Raw genomic sequence first — 17,219 nt, forward strand, 5'->3', positions numbered from 1 at the left:
TTGACTATTCGCTGTCACTCTCGGACCGTCCGTGATCACTCCATGCGAGGAGTCCTTGTGTACGCACGCACCGTCTCGGCCACGGCCGCCGCGCTCCTGGGCGCCGCCGCACTGCTGCTGCCCGCCTCGGCCACCCAGGCGGCCGACTCCACCGGTCCGCACGACGAGCCCGCCGTCATCGCCCACCGGGGCGCGTCCGCATACGCGCCCGAGAACACCCTGGCGGCGATCGACCTGGCCGACCGGATGGGGTTCGACTGGGTGGAGAACGACGTCCAGCGCACCAAGGACGGCGAGCTGGTGGTCGTCCACGACGACAGCCTCGCCAGGACCACGAACGTGGAGCAGGCCTTCCCCGGCCGGTCGCCGTGGAAGATCAAGGACTTCACCGCGGCCGAGATCGCCACGCTGGACGCGGGCAGTTGGTTCGGCCCCGAGTTCACGGGCGCGCGCGTGCCGACCCTGAAGCAGTACGTGAACCGGGTCGAGCGCAACCACCAGAAGCTGCTCCTGGAGATCAAGAAGCCCGAGCTCTACCCCGGCATCGAGAGGGACACCCTGCGCGTACTGCGCGAGGAGGGCTGGCTGAACCGCCACCACGTCAAGCACAAGCTCGTCATCCAGAGTTTCGGCGCGGACAGCGTGAAGGCCGTGCACGAGCAGCGGCCCGACCTCACGACCGGCTTCCTGGGGACGCCCGCGGTCGCCGACCTGCCGAAGTACGCGCAGTTCACCGACCAGATCAATCCGACGCACACCTCGCTCACGGCCGACTATGTCGCGGCGGTCCACAAGCTGAAGGGCGCGCACGGCAAGCAGCTGCGGGTCAACACCTGGACGGTGAACACGGCGGCGGCCGCGACGCGCGTGAACGACTTCGGCGTGGACGGGATCATCACCAACAACCCCGACATCGTCCGGGACGCCGTCAGCGAGTAACGCTCGCCCCGTTGTCAGTGCCCGGTCGTACCCTGGTGCGCATGAACAGCGACGGGCAGTTCGTGGAGTGGGCGGTCATCGACAGCGGCGACAGCGGCATCGGGCCGCTGCTCGTCGCCGCGACCGATGCGGGCCTGGTGTGCGTGGTGTTCCACGCCGGTCCCGCGGTACGGGAGAAGACGCTCGCCCGGCTGCGGACGCGGCTGGGCGCCGAGGTCGCCGAGGCGCCCGGCTCCGTGCGGCTGGCCGAGCCGATACGGCAGTTCGCGGCGTACTTCGCGGGCGGGCTGCGCGACTTCGCTCTGCCGCTGGACTGGTCGCTGAGCTCCGGGTTCAACCGGCAGGTGCTGCGCGAGCTGGCGACCGGCGTTCCGTACGGCACGGTCGTCGGGTACGGCGATCTGGCGGGGCGCGTCGGGCAGCCCGGGGCGGCGCAGGCGGTCGGTGCGGCGATGGGGTCGAATCCGCTGCCCGTGGTGGTGCCGTGCCACCGGGTCGTGGAGAGCGACGGCGGACTCGGCGGGTTCGGCGGCGGCCTGGAGACCAAGCGGGCGCTGCTGGCGCTCGAAGGGGTGCTGCCCCAGCCGCTGTTCTGAGCCCGCCGGGCCGGTCGGCCGGGGCCGAACAATCTCAGTTCCGTACCTTCGTAAGGACTGGCACACTGCGGCGGTGACTACCACCATCGCCGCGCACGACCCCGGACCCGGCTCCTTCGTCGCCCCTCCGCCGATCGCTGCGAGCCTGCCGATACCCGACGGTTCCCTCGTAACCCTGTACGGGCAGCCTGTGCCGGCCCGCGACCCGGGAAAGGCCTACGCGCTGTGACCACGATCGACAAGTCCGCTGCGGCGGCGGCCGTACCCGGGCCCGACGCGCTACGCGCCCTCCAGCGGCGTACGTCCGTCGTGCTCGTCGTGAGCCAGATCCTCGGCGGGCTCGGCGTACCCATCGGCATCGCTCTCGCGCCCGTCCTCGCGGTCGAAGTCAGCGGCACCGAGGCCCTGTCGGGGCTGGCCCCGACCGCCTCCGTCGCCGGTACGGCCCTGCTGTCGATCCCCCTGGCCTCCCTGATGACCTCGCGCGGCCGGCGCCCGGGACTCGTCCTCGCCTACCTGATCGGCGCGGTCGGTGCGGCACTCGTGGTTGTCGCCGCCGTCATCGGGAACTTCCCGCTGCTGCTGCTCGGCATGGCCGGATTCGGCGCCGCGTCCTCGGCCAACCTCCAGGCGCGTTTCGCCGCCGCCGACCTGGCCGAGCCGGACCGGCGCGCCCGGGCGATCTCGACGGTCGTCTGGGCCACGACGATCGGCGCGGTCTTCGGCCCCAACATCGCGGCGCCGGCGGGACGCGCCTTCACCGGCACCTCCATACCCGAGACGGCGGGCCCGTTCCTGTGGGCCGCCGGAATCTTCCTCGTCACCGGTCTGATCGTCGCCGTACTGCTGCGCCCCGATCCGCTCCTCACCGCCAGGGCCCTGGCCCCGGCGGAATCGCAGTCCCCCCAGAGCCGCTCGCTGCGTGCCGGAGTCGCGGCGGTGGCCGCCTCGTCGCGGGCCAGGCTCGCCCTGGTGACGGTGGCCGTCAGTCACACCGTCATGGTCTCGATCATGGTGATGACCCCCGTCGACCTGGGCCACCACGGCGCCAGTCTGGAGCTTGTCGGCCTGGTCATCAGCGGTCACATCGCCGGCATGTACGCCTTCTCACCGGTCATGGGCTGGCTGTCCGACCGGGTCGGCCGTCTCGCGGTCATCGGCCTGGCGGCCGGCCTGCTCAGCCTCGCCGCCCTGCTGGCCGGTACGGCGGGTTCCAGCCACGCCCAGACCGCCGCCGGTCTCTTCGTGCTCGGCCTCGGCTGGTCTGCGGGCCTGGTGTCGGGCTCCGCCCTGCTCACCGACTCGGTGCCGCAGCCCGCCCGCGCCGCGGTCCAGGGCCTGTCCGACCTGACCATGAACTCGGCGGCGGGCATCGGCGGCGCCGCCGCCGGCCTGATCGTGTCGCAGGCGGGCTACGGCTGGCTCAACGCGATCGGCGCCTGCCTGCTGCTGCCGATGGCCGCGCTCGCCCTGCTTGCCGCCCGCAGCCGCCCCGCCGAAGCGGCTGCGGCAGCTGAACCGACTGCGGCGACCGGACCGGCCGGCCCTGCCGACGCGACCGAACCGACAGAACCGACCGCTAAAGGCTGATGTGGTAGGCCTTGCGCAGCGTCTCGTGCACGGTCCAGGTCGTACGGTCCCCCTCGCGCAGCACACACGCGTCACCCGGACCGATCTCCAGGGTGTCGCCGCCCTCCACCTCGACCGTGGCGCGCCCGCTGACCACCACGAAGAGCTCGTTGGCCTCGGTGTCGGTGACCACGCCGGGGGTGATCTGCCAGATGCCGCGCAGCTGCTTGCCGTCGGGTGACTCCCACAGCACCTTGCCCGTCACCACCGGTTCGCCGGACACGATCTGGTCCGGATCGAGCGGCTCCGGTTCCAGGTCGGCGTCCGGGATGTGCACGGAGAAGGATGCGGGCGGCTGATCGATTGTTGTCATGGCGCGTCACCTTAGCGGGGGCGTACGAAGTGCCTCACCGAGGGGCGTTGTCTCATTCGTCATAGTGGCGGGCCTCGATGATGTTGCCGTCGGGATCGCGGAAGTAGAAAGAGCGAGGAGCCGCGCCGCGGGCCCCGAAGCTGTTGTGGGAGTACGGCGAGACGGCGACGCCGCTGTCTTCCAGCCGGCCGTGCAGGGCCTCGAAGGCCTGTTTGTCCATGGCGAGGCAGACATGGTTGACCGGGTGGCCGGCGGTTCCCTCGGCTCCCGGGATGGCGTTCATGGACCCGGCCATGGTGAGCGGGGCGAGGTCGAGGAGGGATACGGCGGAGATGCGCACGGAGGGGAAGGCCGCTTTGCCCTCGGCGAACTCGGCGGCGCGTACGCCGGTCAGGCCCACGGTCTTCTCGTAGAACTCCACCGAGGCAAGGGGGTCGTTGACCCAGAGCACGACGTGATCGAGATGTGTTTCTGTCATCCCCAAAGGCTGCGGCGTGATCGTCTTCGAGCACAAGGGGCGCGCCGCGCGACGTTTGACGGCCCGGTCGGCGCGCCAGGAATGGGGGCATGCCTGACACCGCACTGCAGTTGTCCGAAGAGGTACGGGAGGCGCTGGAGCGGCGCCGTCCCGTCGTGGCCCTCGAGTCGACGATCATCGCGCACGGTCTGCCGCGCCCACGCAATCTGCGGGTCGCGGAGGAGCTGGAGGAGGTGGTACGTAACGTCGGAGCTGTTCCCGCAACCATCGCCGTCCTCGACGGCAGGGCCCATGTCGGCCTGGACAAAGCACAATTGGATCGCATTGCGAACGACGACTCGGTGCGCAAGCTGGGCCATCGCGATCTCGCGCCGGCGCTGGCGACGGGTGCGAGCGGAGCGACGACCGTGTCGGCGACGGCGTTCCTGGCCGCCCGGGCAGGCCTGCGCGTCTTCGCCACCGGCGGGCTCGGCGGCGTACACCGGGAGTGGACCGAGACGCAGGACGAGTCGGCGGATCTGGGGTTGCTGGCGCGGACGCGGATCACGGTGGTGTGCGCGGGAGTCAAGTCGATACTCGACGTCCCGGCGACGCTGCAGCGTCTGGAGACGCTCGGGGTCGGGGTCCTGGGGTACGGAACTGGGCACTTCCCTGGGTTCTACCTGAGCAGCTCGGGCGAGCCGGTCGACTGGACAGTGCGGACACCGGGTGAGGTGGCGGCGGTGATGCGTGCCCAGGAGGCGTTGGGCGGACCGGAAGCGGCGCTGCTCGTCGCCAACCCCGTACCGGAGGCCGAGCAGCTCGATCCGGCGCTGCACGACCGGGTGCTGGCCGAGGCTCTGGAGGAGTGCGGGAAGCGCGGGATCGCGGGCCAGGGGGTCACGCCGTTTCTGCTGGACTACCTTGCGCGGAAAACGGAAGGGGCGTCGCTGGAGGCCAACTTGTCTGCGGTGCGCGGCAACGTGCGACTGGCGGGGCAGATCGCGACCGCTTGGACGCAGGCATGAGCGAGGACGTGGGAGGAGGTGTGGGGGCGGGCGCCGGAGGGGGAGGCTTGGGAGCGAGCGCCGGAGGGAGAGCCAGTGAGGGTGGGGACGGCGGCTCGGGTGGTGCGCTGCTGGTGGTCGGCGATGTGGTCACCGATGTCGTGGCCCGCCATCGCACGCCGCTGGCGCGGGCGACCGACACGGCGGCGGAGATCAGGACGCTGCCGGGCGGGGCCGGCGCGAACGTTGCCTGCTGGGCGGCGTACACGGGACTGGCGGACGTACGGCTTCTGGCGCGGGTCGGTACGGACGCGGGTGCCTGGCACGAGGAACGGCTGCGGAGTGCGGGTGTGCGTCCGCAGATGGTGTTCGACGGGGCGGCGGCGACCGCCACCGTGATCTCCCTCGTCGACGCCGCCGCCGAGCGGACGTTCCTCACCGACAGTGGGGCCGCCCTGCGGCTCTCTCCCGATGACTGGTCCCCTGTCCTGCTGGACGGCGTCGGCCATCTTCATCTCTCCGGTTACCTCTTCTTCGCTGGTACGAGCCGGGAGACGGCCCGGCTGGCGATGCACGCTGCCCGGGAGCGGGCGGTGACGGTGAGCGTGGATCCGGCGTCGGCGGGGTTCATCGCCGAGCTGGGCGTGGACCGCTTTCTGGAGGCCGTGGCGGGGGCGGATGTGCTGCTGCCCAATGAGGACGAGGCCAGGCTGCTCACCGGGCTGCCGGACGCGGGGGACGCCGCGGCCAAGCTGAGCCGGCACTTTCCGCTGGTCGCCGCCACCCTGGGCGCGGGGGGTGCGCTGCTCGCCGCCGCCGGCCAGGTGCGTTGCCGCGTTCCGGCGGCGGCTGCGAGGGCGGTGGACACGACGGGTGCGGGTGACGCGTTCGCGGGTGCGTTCCTCGCGGCGCGCCTCGCCGGGGCGGTCGACGCGTCGGCCTTGGCGGCGGGGTGCGGGGCGGGGGCGCGTGCGGTGACGTGCGTGGGCGGGAGACCGCCTCTTCCGTGAGGGGCGTCGGTGGATCGGAGCCGGGGCGTTGGGGTCGGTGCCGCCGCCGCGGCGTCTCCTCGGGTGCCGAACGGACGGGCACTCGACCTGTTCGGCGGAACAGTGTTCGACACCCTGCGGGGAGCGCCCCGGCACCGTCCCCTCCTGGCACCGCACCGGCGAGGCGGTGGCCTGGAAGTGCCCTAGCCGCCCCGCAGTCCCGACCACGCCGGATGGCGGGGGTCGTCGGCCCGTACGAGCGCGTCCGGCCGCAGGAATCCCTCCGTACTGACCACCAGGACCGTTCGGCCGCGCAGCCGCAACGCTTCGGCGAGCCGCCCGGCCGCCTCGCCGGTACGGGCGGCAGGCGCACCGTCGACGGCCACCTTGAGCCACGGGGACGACGCCGGCAGCCCGTCGTCCGCCGGTTTCAGGGCGTCGAGGTGGTCGGCGAGGGCTTCGGTCAGCCGTTCCCAGGTGATCGCTTCGAAGCGCACAGTCACCTCATGCGGGGGGCGGCGGCGCAGGCGGTCCGATCTGGTCGGCGAGCGCCACACCACGCTCCGCGATCAGGTCCTGGCACGCGCGCAGCCCGGGCCTCGGCGTAACGCCCGAGGAGCGGACGGCGAAAACGGCCTGGACCGACCGCCCCTGGACGACGAGTTCGTCTACTTTGTCCCGTACGGCGGCGGGCAGCGAGGCCCAGAGATCCGAAGTCATGAGACCGACCCTAGCCGCATCCCCGCTTTCCCTCGCCGGCCTGCTTGACCTTGCCCTTGGCGGCAGGTGCTCCGCCGCGTACTACCCCGCCTCGCACGCCGGCGCTTCGGCGTCCACGGAGAGCGGGCTGCCGGCCGGCAGCATGTAGGTCACGTACAGCACGACCGGCTCGCTCCCGAGATTGCGCCCTATGTGCCGGTGCTTGGCTCCGGACGGTTCGATGAAGGACTGGCCGGCGGTCGTCGTCTCGACGGAGCAGTCGTCGAGAGTCCGCGACAGTGTGCCTTTCTGTACGACGGCGATGAGCTGCCCGGGGTGGTGGTGCCAGCCGGTCGATCCGCCCGGGGCAATGGTGATGGTGCGTACGACCACATCGGTGACCCCCTTGGCCGTCACCTTCATGGTCCCGGTCGACGTGCCGGTGGCGAGCACCGTGCCGCTCACTCCGCTGCCGGGCGTCGCGAGTGCGGCGGAAGGCACCATGCCGAGCGCCGCCACGCACCCGCCAAGGACCATGCCCTTGCGCCCCCACCCGTGCTCACCGCTCCGTACGAACCGCGACAAACCCAAGAACCCCAAGAACCTCATTGGAACCCCTCCAACTCCCGGGCGCGGGCAGGGGTTCGATCGGAGCCCCCGCCGCCTGAATCGCCGAAACGGCCTCACCGTATCCGAGACCCACCCCACGCCCCCAGGGGTTGCGCACGACGGTTGTCGAAAGATCGGGAACAGGCTTCGGAGCCTCTCCCGTACGCCGATGATCTGGATGCGGCGACGAGCCGTACCGGCCGCTTCCGGAGTGGGTGCCCCCAGTGACCAGCCCGACCGACTCCTCTTGCGCCACCTGTCTCGTCCCCGTCCGCACCCGGTTCGCGTCCCCTGACCTGACCGAGCAGATCGTGTATGGCGGCCTCGGCCCGGCGGCAGACCCGGCGCTCCTGATCACGGCCCGTACGCCCGACGGAAGGGGCGTCCACTTCCACAACCCGTCCGGCACGACCGCGGCCACCCGGGGGGCGGATCTCCCGCTCGCCACCTTCGAACGCTTCTTCGCGGGCCGTGGGGTGTCGTTCCGTCGCATGGAAGCGGGCCCGGGGGCGTAGCCGGCCCCCGAGCCCTGTTCAATGCCGCCCATCTGGCACGCCGTCCAGTAATGGGACCAGGTCAGTCGTTATGTCGCCGTGTCATGCCTTTAGACCACCGCGGACCGAGCTCCACGGGCCGGAATTGAACCGGCATCTCGACGTGCATGGGCCTGGGCCCGGTTGAACCGGCGATCGGCGGCGAATGCTGAGTCTGGAGCAAGAGTCTGAGATTGATCGCGGCCCGTGTCCGGTATCCCGGCACGCACCGCTCCAGTCACGACGAACTTCAGTTTCAGCTTGCGCTCCTCGCGCACCCCGAGCGCACGATGGCGCCCGGGGAGTCAATAAAACTACTGCTCGCCCGGCTACCCGAAGAGGTAGCCGAAGACGGCGTCTCCCACTCGCTGGTCCGTGACCTCGGCGCCGTTGGCCTCTTCCCGCGCGAACTTCACCGCCTGCTGGAGCTTCTCCACCCGCTCGAGCAGCTCGTTCACACGGCGGGCGGTCAGCGCCCCGGAGAACTTCACGGTCGTCCAGTATCCGACCGGAATGTCTTCGTAGTACACCTCGACCTGCGCCGGGTGCTTGTCGGTCGCCTCCGCCTTCACGTGGTTGCGCGGCACCTTCTTCGTACGAAGCGTCCGTACCGCATCCGTCCTCCAGTCGTCGGTCGACGGGTCCAGCGTCCACGCCTCGGAGGCGTCCAGCACCGGCAGCTTGCGTACGAAGGCGTTGATGTCCGCCAGCTGCTTCTCCAGAAAGAGGAGATAGGAAACCGGTGCCTCGCTCACCAGCACCCGCCCGTCGACGTTCACATCGGCGCGGGCGGTGCAGTTGGCCCAGTCCTTGGTGGCGGTCACGTCGAACAGCCGGGTCAGCGTCTTCGCCGTCTCACGCAGCACGTCCTCGGCCTTGACCTGAACACGCGTGGACTCGGGCGGCAGTTGCTCGCCCTCCTCGTCCTTCGCCTGGTACGTACGCGAAATGCCCGCGAGCAAAGCGGGCTTCTGGAGGCTGTGCTGAGCTGCCGTCAGGTCCTGCTGCGCCTTGGACTTGACGCCTTTCTCGACTGCGATGATCTGATTGAGTTTCGCCACGTCCATGACGCTAGCAACATCAACTGTCCGAACTCGAACGGTTATTCACAACGCCCGGGGAGAACACACCGTAATGGGGACAGCCCTCATCGCCGTCATAGGCACCTTGCTCGGCTCGGTCGCCACCCACTTCTTCCAGCGCCAGACGGCGGAACGCACCGCCGCGCTCACCCGCGCCGAACAGCTCCGCCAGGAGCGGATCTCCGCGTACAGCACCTTCGCCGGCGCCCTCGTGGACTACCGCCGCGCGCAGAACGACCGCTGGCACCGCAAGGCCGAAGCGCCGGACAGCGCCGATGCCAAGAACTCGCGCCTCGACTCGTATCCGCTGCGCTCGGCCGCCCGGCAGGCCCTGATCCGCGTGCAGCTCGTCTGCGCGGACAGGGAAGCCGTACGACTGGCGCAGACGGCCCTGGAGTTCACGCACAGCATGCACGGGGCAACGGACGAACCGGAACGCGCCCGACGCTCGGAGCAGGCGAAGGAAGCCCTGGCCAAGTTCATCGACGCGGCGGCCCCGAGCGTGCGCTGACAGCTGGGTACGCTCCCCGCATGGACCTGGTGGCGATCGAACCAGAACCGAGCAAGCGGAGACACTGTGCCGAGTGCCGCCAAGGCCCCCTCCGCTTCCACCTCCTCGAGTTCAACGCCGCCATCTGCCTCGACTGCGCGGACCTGGCCCACCTGGTCTACCTCCCCCGAGGCAACGCGGCCCTGACGCGCAGAGCACGCGAGGCGAGTTCGCTCTGGGCGGTAGTCGTCCGCCACAGCCGGCGCCGCAGACGCTACGAACGCCAGGGCCTCCTCGTCGAGGCACCGGCCCTGGCCCGCGCCGAGACCGCCTGCCTGGCGGACGCGGACGCCCGAGCCCGCCGCCGCGAACGGGACGCGGCCCGCCGCGCCACCGAGGACGTACGCTTCACCGCCACCCTGACTACCAATATCCTCCGCCTCTTCCCCTCCTGCCCACCCCACCGAGCCCAGGCCATCGCCACCCACACCTCACAACGCGGCAGCGGCAGGGTGGGCCGCAGCGCGGCGGCCCGAGCCCTGGACGAGACGGCAATAACGGCAGCGGTCCGAGCCGCAATACGCCACGAGGACACGCCGTACGACGCACTGCTGATGAGCGGGGTACCACGATGGAAAGCGCGGACGACGGTGGCGGCCGGTATCGACGAAGTACTGACGGCTTGGCGCCTGGAGATCGCCTGCTCATGACGGTCACTAGCGGGTCGTCAGGCCAAGCGGCATTTGCCACGACGAATTCTCCGCTCAGCGCTCAGCTACGCGAATGTGACGCCAGGCCATCGCCAAGGAGTTTCTCATCCGGATCTGCTGGCAGTCGGGAGCGTCAGATCCACCGCAACTCGGCTGCGTGAAGAGCGTTTGCCGCTGCTGCCAAGGGTGCACCCAGTCTCTACCGTGCGGGGGCCAAACCCGTCGGAGTCACCTCCATGGCACCCTGCTTGATCAACACAGTCATGTCCTGCTCGAAGGCCGCCCTGATGTCGGGGCCGAGGCGGTACCAGCCGAAGAAGCGGGCGGTCTCCTGAAGCACCTCGTCGCGCTGGCTGCCGGGCGCTTCGGCGAGAACACCGAGCAGCGCGGCACGGCGTTCGACGGCCGGCACCAGGGCGACCTTGCGTGCGCACTCCGCGGTTGGTGTTCGGGCCAACACCTCGTCACGTTCAGGCAGGTCAACGGTGGTATCGGTCCAGATAATTTGCCGCGAGCGCTTCAGCGACTTGAGTACGCGCCGGATGGCGTCCTGCACGATCACGCCGGAACGGCCGAGCTGCCAGGCGTCGCGCGCCCGGTCGAGGATCAGCTGTTCTTCCACCGGCCCCTCCGTCCGTACAACCTGCATGATCACGTCGGCCAGTACGCCTCTACCTTCCTCCTCACGCAGGTCCACGCCCGGCACCCCACGAGCAGAGGATGCGATCTGCCGGTAGTCCATCAACTCTCGGGCGCTCAGCGCCCGGTAGGGACGGCTCCACTCGGACCGGCTGGGCTCTGCCACCGGAACGTAGTCGACGACGGGTGTGGGCTCCCGCTCCACGCACGCCTCCGCACCGGCAGTGGCCTCCGGGTACGCATTCGGCTCGCGGCACGCGATCACCTGGGACAGCGCGGACTCGCAGGCCGCTTCGACGGCCGCACGTAGCCGCTGTTCGGCCTCGGCGCGGTTGCGGTACCAGTCGGTCCCCCAGATGCGGTGCAGCTTCCACCCCAGGTCGCGCAGGACTGCCTCGCGCAGCCGATCGCGGTCGCGGGCCGCGCGCGAGGAGTGGTACATGACCCCGTCGCACTCGATGCCGAGGGCGTACGCACCGGGCAATGCGGGGTGGCGTACGCCCATGTCGATGCGATAGCCCGCGACGCCGACCTGCGGCTGGACGTCGTACCCCCAGCCGCGCAGGACGTCGAGGACCGCCTCCTCGAAGGGGCTGTCCGGCTCCGCCGTCGGGTCGTCGGCTGCGAGTTCCAGGATCTGCGGGCCCTGCTGGGCGTACTGGAGGTAGCGCTTGAGGTGCTGGACGCTCGGGTTGGGGCTGTCGGGGAGCGCGCCACCCTCGAAGGAGGCGATGACCTCCATGCGCCGGCGGGCGCGGGTGACCGCAACGTTCAAGCGCCGCCAGCCGTCTTCCTTGTTGATCGGGCCGAAGGTGGAGCGGAGGCGGCCCTGGGCGTCGGGGCCGTATCCGACAGACAGGATGATGACGTCGCGCTCGTCCCCCTGCACGGACTCCAGGTTCTTGATGAAGAACCCGTCGAGGCGGTCGTCGGTGAAGTGCCGATTGAGATCGGGGTGGGACGCGCGGGCGTTGAGCACCGCTTCCTCTATGGCCTGGGCCTGGGGCTGGGAAAAGGCGACCACGCCGAGGCTGCTGCCCGGGCGGGTGCTGAAGTGGTGGATCACACGTCGGGCGACGAGGTCGGCCTCGACGCGGTTGTCGCGGCGACCTCCGCGGTCGTAGATGCCGTCGGCCTTGAAGAACTCCACGCCGACGTCGTCGCCGTGCTCCAGGGCGCCGGGGAAGGTGACCATGGAGTTTTCATAGAAGGAGCGGTTGCTGAAGGCGATCAGATTCTCGTGACGGCTGCGGTAGTGCCAGCGCAGCGGAAGCTCCCGCAGGAGGCCACTGGCCTTGCAGGCGTTGAGGATCGACTTGAATCCGGCGCTGTCGTCATCGTCCCAGTCCTCGTCTTCGTCGCTCTCGCCACCAGCAGTGAAGAACGAGGTCGGCGGCAGCTGCTTCTCGTCGCCGGCCACGATGAGGGCGTCACCGCGGTAGACAGAGTTCACGGCATCCTGCGGGAGCACCTGCGAGGCCTCGTCGAAAATGACAACGTCGAACCGAAAGTCGGCGGGAAGAAATTGGCTGACGGTCAGGGGGCTCATCATGAAGCAGGGCTTGATGAGGCGAACGATGTCACGCGTGCCGGAGAGGAGCTTGCGCACCGGCCAGTGGCGGCGCTGCAGTTCGGCCTGGCGACGCAGGATCGCGGCCTGACCGGCGTTGGTACGGCGCGGGCGGCGTTCGTTGCACGCGGCGATGACCGTGGCGTGGGACGCCTGCACCAGGTGCCGGTCGATGGCACGAAAACGTTGCACGAGCTGGTCGCGTTCGCTCGCACGCATCGGGCGCAGCCGCTGGTCGGTGGCGAGCTGGTGCTCGATCCATGCCTGCAGGACAGTCCGTTCCAGGGCCGCGGGAAAATCCTCGGCGGGAACGTCACGATCGGCAAGCTGCCGGGCGAGAGAGTCGAGGCCGTAGGCGCGCAGCCGCGCCAGACCGACGGCGCAGGACAGCCAGGCGTCCGGGCCCTGGGTGTCGTCGCGCAGCGAGGAGAGGAGCCGTTCCGCGGTGGGGAAGGACGACTCCAGAGTGGCCGACAGCTCCTCGGCTCGATCCGCGTCGAAATGGTTGGTGAGCTGCTCGGCCTGGCGCAACCACTCCTCGTGGCGCCGCGCGGGAGCCGGGTCGGGAGTAACGGTGCACATCATGTGCGCCGCCTTGGGGGTCAGCGGCGCGGAGCGACGCCCGTCGGCGGTACGGCGCACCTGGTGCGCCCAGTCGAGCGCGGCACCGACAGCGTCGGTGCCGCTGCCACTACCCGCGTACAGGGCGCCGAGGATGCGGCGATCGGAGACCTCGGTGGCCACGAAGTCGCTCTCGCAGGCGCGCGCGTCCACCACGGCCCGTACCGCTGCCCGGGCTTGGACGAGGGGGACAGCGTCTGCGGTCCGACCGCCCGCGGTGAATACACGTGCGGTGGATCGAATGAATCTGGACGCCTCGTCGAGCGGCTCGAGGTGCGCGCGCAACCAGTCGGCGCACTCGTCGAAGGCCCGTTGCGCCAGCACCGGCCCCATCCCGGCGAGATGCGGCTCCTGTGTCTGCCGCCGCCAATCGGTCACATCCGAACGGAGGCGGCCCGCCTGGCGCAGCAGTTCCGGCTGGGGCGGGTTGCCATCGGCGAGACAGGAGGCGAGCAGGGTGCGGCGGGACGGATCCGCGATGGTGGCGGGGGCCAGGCGGTGGATGCCCCCGGCGACATCCAGAGCGCGGCACAGGGCGGCCGTGTTCGGGTGCCCGTCCGGCGCGTATGACCCCAGGAGAAGGGCCGTGCGGGACACAGTGGCGGTCTGCTCCCGCGTGTCATGGGCCAGGGCCCGGATGAGAAGGGCGCCGACCTCGCGGACTTCCGCCTCCTTGCTGTCGCTTACGTGGCCGATGCGCGCGGGGTCAGTGTCGAGCCCCCGGTACCAGGGGCCGAGCAGGAGCCGGTCGGCCGCCTCGCAGGCGTCGAACGCTTCAGTCCGCGCGCGGGCTTCCGCGGCCGCGGCTATCCCGGCGCGGGCTCCGGCGAGCGTATGGTCCGGCTCGCCGTCGCCGTCTCGGCCGCCGGAGCAACCGCGGACCGTGTCGAGGACGAGCGCAGCCTCGTCGAGCGGCTGAAGGTGCGCACGCAGCCACTGGGCTGCCTCGGAAAGCGACAGCTCGGCTAATTCGTATTGCACGGAGGCTAGTTGCGGTCCAGCAAGAGCCTGCGCCCATGTGTCGAGGTTGGCGCGCAGCTGTTCACTCAGTCCCAGCAGCTCCGGCTGCGAGGCCGGGCTCCTCGCGAGTCGCGAAGCAAGGAGTGGCCGCCGGAAAGGGTCGGCCACTACCGGTGCGGCGAGGCGGTGAATCGTCTCCGCGTGGCCGAGCGCGGTGTGCAGTGCGGGCAGGTCGGGCAGGCCAGTGGCGGCGTAGGGGCCGAGAAGGTCGGCGTACGAGCGAGTGAGGTGGAGGAGGTGGCGGTACTTCTCATGCCAGTCGAGGGCGAGCGGTAGCTTGTCGAACAGCTCGCTGCGCCACGCTCCGGTGACGGTCAGCGCGGCGACGAACTTGCGGTCGGCGCGGTGCCGGGCCGAGAGAATCGCGCCGACGACCCCCCGACGGCCCTCACTGAGGCGCCGTACGGTGTCCGGCAGCTCAGCAGCGGCAGTCACGTCCGGACGGAAGGTCTCCCTGGCTGCGTGCTCGGCAGCACCGAGCTGCTGGGCCGCCCCCTGGAGCTCCGAGAGCGCAACGCGGACGCGAGGTAGCACAGACGGGTCGAACCAGGAATCCAGCGGGGCGTGGACGGCTTGCGCGAGGTCAGCGAGCACACACAGGTCGTACGCCTCGGTAGCCCTGCCCGGCGGCTCGCAGGACAGCAGAGCGGCGATTTCTCCAGCGCGAGTGCGGGCGGCTTCGACTGCGTCACGCATTACGGCGAACTTACTGCGGACCGCGCCTACCTGATGCTGAGTCATATAGGAGAGTGCCAGCCCTGTGGGCACCAGTCCCTCCAGGGACCGCTCGCTCGCGGGCGGCTCCGGCGTCAGGGCCGGGGGCAGATCCGTCCAGGCCGACCCCACGACCGACGCGGCCGTCGCACGGGCGCACAAGGCCAGTTCCCGCCGGGAGATGAAGCCCTGCAGTGCCGCTGCGACCGTCGCGACTGCGGCTTCCTCCCCCTCGCGCAACCCTTCGGGGGAAAACCACTCCTCGAGCGGCCGGTGTTCGGCCCCGGCCAGCTCGATGAGGTCACAGACCGCCGCAGCGGCGGGTACGCCAACGGGTACGTCGAGACCGAGCTGTCGCGTCAACGCGAGCATCGTGTGGTGTGCGCCGGTCAGCTGCTGCGCCGTCGCCTCGAAAGCGCCGGAGAGCTGAACAGCGCGGGATTGCGTGAAGCCGGAAAGATCGAGCCCGGCGGGCGACAGCTCCGACAGCGCGCGCTCTGCGGCCCCGGGCTCACTGCTGAGCCTGGGTGACAGCTCCTCCCAGCGCGGCCCTGCCGCGCCTTCGGCCGCGGCGCGCGCTCGGTGCACTCGCTTCACCCGTGCGAGAAATGCGTCAACCGGCTCTTCGATCTCGCCCGCGATGTCGTCGACGGTCAGCCACTCCTGAGGGACTGGGCTGCGCGTGTGGAGAAGACTCAGCAAGTCGGTCAAGCGGGTAACTTCAGGGGCGCAGGTAATCGGCTCGCCCGAGTCGTTGAGATCCCCGTACCGGGCCACCGCCTCGGTGAGGCCGTCCAGTGCGGCGATGGCCTGCTCCAGCGCCGGCCCAGGGTGCGGGAGGTCCGCGCGCAGTCCGCGCCAGGGAAAGCTGCGATCAGCGACCGCCGTCCAGGCGTCGCGGACCGTGGCCGCGGCGTCGAGGATCGCTTCCATGTCCCGGGGGCCCAGTAGATCCGCACGGAAGCCCTCCTCTTCGCTGCCGTCGTCCCGGACGGCAGCGGTGACGTACGCCACGGGGGCGTCCGCGAGCTGGCTCACGCGGCCTATGACGTCGTGCAGGGAACGCTCGAGGGGCAGGCGTGGCTCGTTCATCGCCTCGGCATAACCAGAGAGGGATTCCCGCACCTCTCGTGCCTGGGCCAGTTCATGGTCGGTCAGCTGCGGCGCCTGCGGCTCCTCAATCAGCGCACGCCCCAACTCCTGTGCGACAGCTTTGCGGCTGGTGCTGTGGCTGTGCAGGGCCAGTGCGTACGAGTCGAGCCCCACCGACTTGAGCCGGTCGAGCACCACATCCAGCGCTGCGGCCTTCTCACTGACGAAGAGCACACTGCGCCCCGCGTGCATCAGACCGGCGATCATGTTCGCGATGGTCTGGCTCTTGCCCGTACCGGGCGGGCCGTCCAGGACGAAGGAGTGGCCGGCCACGGCGGCGGCCACCGCCTGCCGCTGCGAGGCATCGGCGTCCAGAACCAGCGGGCTGTCCTCGGGCGGGCACAGCTTGTCGATCCGCCGGATGTCGGCCTCCTCGAAGTCGAAACGCTCCGGGGCCAGACGGGCGGCGGGGCCGAGGGCGACTGCCCTGACCAGGTTACTGTTGAGGACCTGGTCCTCGTTGTCGAGCAGGTCCTGGTACATGGCCTCCTTGTGGGAGGTGAACAGTGACAGCACGACCCGCTCACGGACATCCCAGGCCGCCTTGCCCGCGGTCGCCGCCCGTGCGGCGGCGAGTACCGCGGGCAGATCGGCGGGGTCGGTCTTTGCCACCGGAGTCCAGTCGATGTGGAACTGCTCCAGCTTCACCGGAAGAGCCGGATTGAGCCGCGGCTCCTCGTCTTCGGAGGCGAGCAGCACGAACTGGCCGGTCTTGGTGACCTCAAGCTTCACGGGAACCAGCACCAGCGGTGCGTCACTGCCCGAGTCGGCGCCGTCCTCACGCCAGTTGAGTACGCCGACACCCAGGTGCAGTGTCCACAGACCGTAGTCGTTGAAGACCTGGGTCGACCTGGTCCGCAGAGTGCGCAGCGCCCGGTACAGCGCGGGTGAAGTGGTCTTCTGGGTGACCAGCCCTCCACCGCGGACTTCCGGAGCGGGAGTGGGAGCAGGCGCGTCTGTGTCCTTGCGGAGCTGCACCGCCTGGGACGGGCCGTCATCCTGCATTTCCTCGGCATCAGGAAGCTCCGCGAACAGCCGGCCACGGGCGAGCCCTGCCAGTACCTCGTCGGCGGACGGCGCCTTGATCTCCAAGGTTGACATCTTGGTATGCCGGAAGTTCAGCAGGCGGTTACGTCCGCTCAAATCCACCAACGACGTACGCCAGCCGGCAAGAACCGCCCTGAAGCGCTCCACATCACTTACGCCGGAACCGTCACCGCTGTCATTGGCTCCCACAAATGTCACGCTCGTCCTTCACCCTTGCCGTCGCGCTTCGGGGCTGCCAGCACAGAGACCCAGCTGACCGGCTGGACATCAAGGACACCGAACGAACAGGAGCTTTGTTCCTCACCCCTGCGAACTCACCATTCCCCCGGCCCCTACCACCCCTGGTGAAGGGAGTGTAAAGGCTGCCCGGAGCCGACGTGAAGGTATCGCCCTTCAACAGGCT

At 70.0% G+C, this 17,219-nt stretch carries 15 protein-coding genes and 1 pseudogene; 9 read left to right on the forward strand and 7 right to left on the reverse strand.

Features of this window, described 5'->3' with window-relative positions; translation table 11 throughout:
• Positions 1-42 precede the first annotated feature (42 nt).
• From AC1P0E_RS07365 to AC1P0E_RS07380, 4 genes are all read left to right on the forward strand, one after another.
• Positions 43-939: a glycerophosphodiester phosphodiesterase gene (locus AC1P0E_RS07365; RefSeq protein WP_482741344.1), complete on the forward strand. Its 897-nt coding sequence runs from the start codon at positions 43-45 to the stop codon at positions 937-939.
• Between the two features lie 41 nt (positions 940-980).
• A complete protein-coding gene (locus AC1P0E_RS07370; protein WP_482741345.1) occupies positions 981-1,535 on the forward strand; it encodes a methylated-DNA--[protein]-cysteine S-methyltransferase in 555 nt (184 codons plus the stop codon).
• 73 nt (positions 1,536-1,608) lie between these two features.
• Positions 1,609-1,764 carry a hypothetical protein gene (locus AC1P0E_RS07375; protein ID WP_482741346.1) on the forward strand — a complete coding sequence of 52 codons (156 nt, stop codon included), beginning with the start codon at positions 1,609-1,611 and terminating at the stop codon, positions 1,762-1,764.
• Positions 1,761-3,125 carry an MFS transporter gene (locus AC1P0E_RS07380; protein ID WP_482741347.1) on the forward strand — a complete coding sequence of 455 codons (1,365 nt, stop codon included), beginning with the start codon at positions 1,761-1,763 and terminating at the stop codon, positions 3,123-3,125. The genes AC1P0E_RS07375 and AC1P0E_RS07380 overlap by 4 nt, the downstream gene beginning before the upstream one ends.
• Here the strand turns inward: AC1P0E_RS07380 and AC1P0E_RS07385 are convergent.
• A complete protein-coding gene (locus AC1P0E_RS07385) occupies positions 3,115-3,477 on the reverse strand; it encodes a cupin domain-containing protein (protein ID WP_482741348.1) in 363 nt (120 codons plus the stop codon). The two genes, AC1P0E_RS07380 and AC1P0E_RS07385, sit on opposite strands and share 11 nt — an antisense overlap.
• 52 nt (positions 3,478-3,529) lie before the next feature.
• Positions 3,530-3,955: a VOC family protein gene (locus AC1P0E_RS07390; RefSeq protein WP_482741349.1), complete on the reverse strand. Its 426-nt coding sequence runs from the start codon at positions 3,953-3,955 to the stop codon at positions 3,530-3,532.
• 89 nt (positions 3,956-4,044) lie between these two features.
• Here AC1P0E_RS07390 and AC1P0E_RS07395 point away from each other — a divergent pair, with 89 nt between their 5' ends.
• On the forward strand, positions 4,045-4,962 hold the full coding sequence (locus AC1P0E_RS07395; RefSeq protein ID WP_482741350.1) for a pseudouridine-5'-phosphate glycosidase: 918 nt from the start codon (positions 4,045-4,047) through the stop codon (positions 4,960-4,962).
• Complete coding sequence (locus AC1P0E_RS07400) at positions 4,959-5,951, forward strand: carbohydrate kinase family protein (RefSeq protein ID WP_482741351.1); 993 nt, start codon at positions 4,959-4,961, stop codon at positions 5,949-5,951. The genes AC1P0E_RS07395 and AC1P0E_RS07400 overlap by 4 nt, the downstream gene beginning before the upstream one ends.
• 236 nt (positions 5,952-6,187) lie before the next feature.
• Here the strand turns inward: AC1P0E_RS07400 and AC1P0E_RS07405 are convergent.
• The 3 genes and pseudogenes from AC1P0E_RS07405 to AC1P0E_RS07415 all read right to left on the reverse strand — a co-directional run.
• Positions 6,188-6,427: pseudogene (locus tag AC1P0E_RS07405) on the reverse strand (uridine kinase); the annotation flags it as partial.
• Between the two features lie 7 nt (positions 6,428-6,434).
• Positions 6,435-6,650 (reverse strand): hypothetical protein, encoded by a 216-nt coding sequence (locus AC1P0E_RS07410; protein WP_482741352.1) that lies wholly within the window; start codon positions 6,648-6,650, stop codon positions 6,435-6,437.
• Between the two features lie 81 nt (positions 6,651-6,731).
• Entirely contained in the window at positions 6,732-7,238 is a 507-nt protein-coding gene (locus AC1P0E_RS07415; RefSeq protein WP_482741353.1) for a cupin domain-containing protein, read from the reverse strand.
• Positions 7,239-7,462: 224 nt separating this feature from the next.
• Between AC1P0E_RS07415 and AC1P0E_RS07420 the strand changes: the two genes are divergently transcribed.
• Complete coding sequence (locus AC1P0E_RS07420) at positions 7,463-7,753, forward strand: hypothetical protein (protein WP_482741354.1); 291 nt, start codon at positions 7,463-7,465, stop codon at positions 7,751-7,753.
• A gap of 347 nt (positions 7,754-8,100) precedes the next feature.
• Here AC1P0E_RS07420 and AC1P0E_RS07425 read toward each other — a convergent pair whose 3' ends face one another.
• Positions 8,101-8,832, reverse strand: coding sequence for a DUF7873 family protein (locus tag AC1P0E_RS07425; RefSeq protein WP_482741355.1), 732 nt, complete (start codon positions 8,830-8,832; stop codon positions 8,101-8,103).
• A 73-nt stretch (positions 8,833-8,905) separates the two neighbouring features.
• Here AC1P0E_RS07425 and AC1P0E_RS07430 point away from each other — a divergent pair, with 73 nt between their 5' ends.
• Positions 8,906-9,364: a hypothetical protein gene (locus tag AC1P0E_RS07430; RefSeq protein ID WP_482741356.1), complete on the forward strand. Its 459-nt coding sequence runs from the start codon at positions 8,906-8,908 to the stop codon at positions 9,362-9,364.
• A gap of 20 nt (positions 9,365-9,384) precedes the next feature.
• Positions 9,385-10,053 carry a DUF2293 domain-containing protein gene (locus AC1P0E_RS07435; RefSeq protein ID WP_482741357.1) on the forward strand — a complete coding sequence of 223 codons (669 nt, stop codon included), beginning with the start codon at positions 9,385-9,387 and terminating at the stop codon, positions 10,051-10,053.
• 199 nt (positions 10,054-10,252) lie between these two features.
• Here the strand turns inward: AC1P0E_RS07435 and AC1P0E_RS07440 are convergent, their stop codons facing one another.
• Positions 10,253-17,014, reverse strand: coding sequence for a DUF3320 domain-containing protein (locus AC1P0E_RS07440; protein WP_482741358.1), 6,762 nt, complete (start codon positions 17,012-17,014; stop codon positions 10,253-10,255).
• Positions 17,015-17,219 lie beyond the last annotated feature (205 nt).

The sequence above is a fragment of the Streptomyces sp. TRD_SC_5 genome (assembly GCF_056836825.1).

What these genes read in the sequence shown, in the direction of transcription:
- AC1P0E_RS07365 (WP_482741344.1), top strand. Translation starts at nt 43, where the DNA reads ATGCGAGGAGTCCTTGTGTACGCACGCACCGTCTCGGCCACGGCCGCC.
- AC1P0E_RS07390 (WP_482741349.1), bottom strand. Translation starts at nt 3,955, where the DNA reads ATGACAGAAACACATCTCGATCACGTCGTGCTCTGGGTCAACGACCCC.
- AC1P0E_RS07410 (WP_482741352.1), bottom strand. Translation starts at nt 6,650, where the DNA reads ATGACTTCGGATCTCTGGGCCTCGCTGCCCGCCGCCGTACGGGACAAA.
- AC1P0E_RS07435 (WP_482741357.1), top strand. Translation starts at nt 9,385, where the DNA reads ATGGACCTGGTGGCGATCGAACCAGAACCGAGCAAGCGGAGACACTGT.
- AC1P0E_RS07370 (WP_482741345.1), top strand. Translation starts at nt 981, where the DNA reads ATGAACAGCGACGGGCAGTTCGTGGAGTGGGCGGTCATCGACAGCGGC.
- AC1P0E_RS07400 (WP_482741351.1), top strand. Translation starts at nt 4,959, where the DNA reads ATGAGCGAGGACGTGGGAGGAGGTGTGGGGGCGGGCGCCGGAGGGGGA.
- AC1P0E_RS07385 (WP_482741348.1), bottom strand. Translation starts at nt 3,477, where the DNA reads ATGACAACAATCGATCAGCCGCCCGCATCCTTCTCCGTGCACATCCCG.
- AC1P0E_RS07415 (WP_482741353.1), bottom strand. Translation starts at nt 7,238, where the DNA reads ATGAGGTTCTTGGGGTTCTTGGGTTTGTCGCGGTTCGTACGGAGCGGT.
- AC1P0E_RS07395 (WP_482741350.1), top strand. Translation starts at nt 4,045, where the DNA reads ATGCCTGACACCGCACTGCAGTTGTCCGAAGAGGTACGGGAGGCGCTG.
- AC1P0E_RS07430 (WP_482741356.1), top strand. Translation starts at nt 8,906, where the DNA reads ATGGGGACAGCCCTCATCGCCGTCATAGGCACCTTGCTCGGCTCGGTC.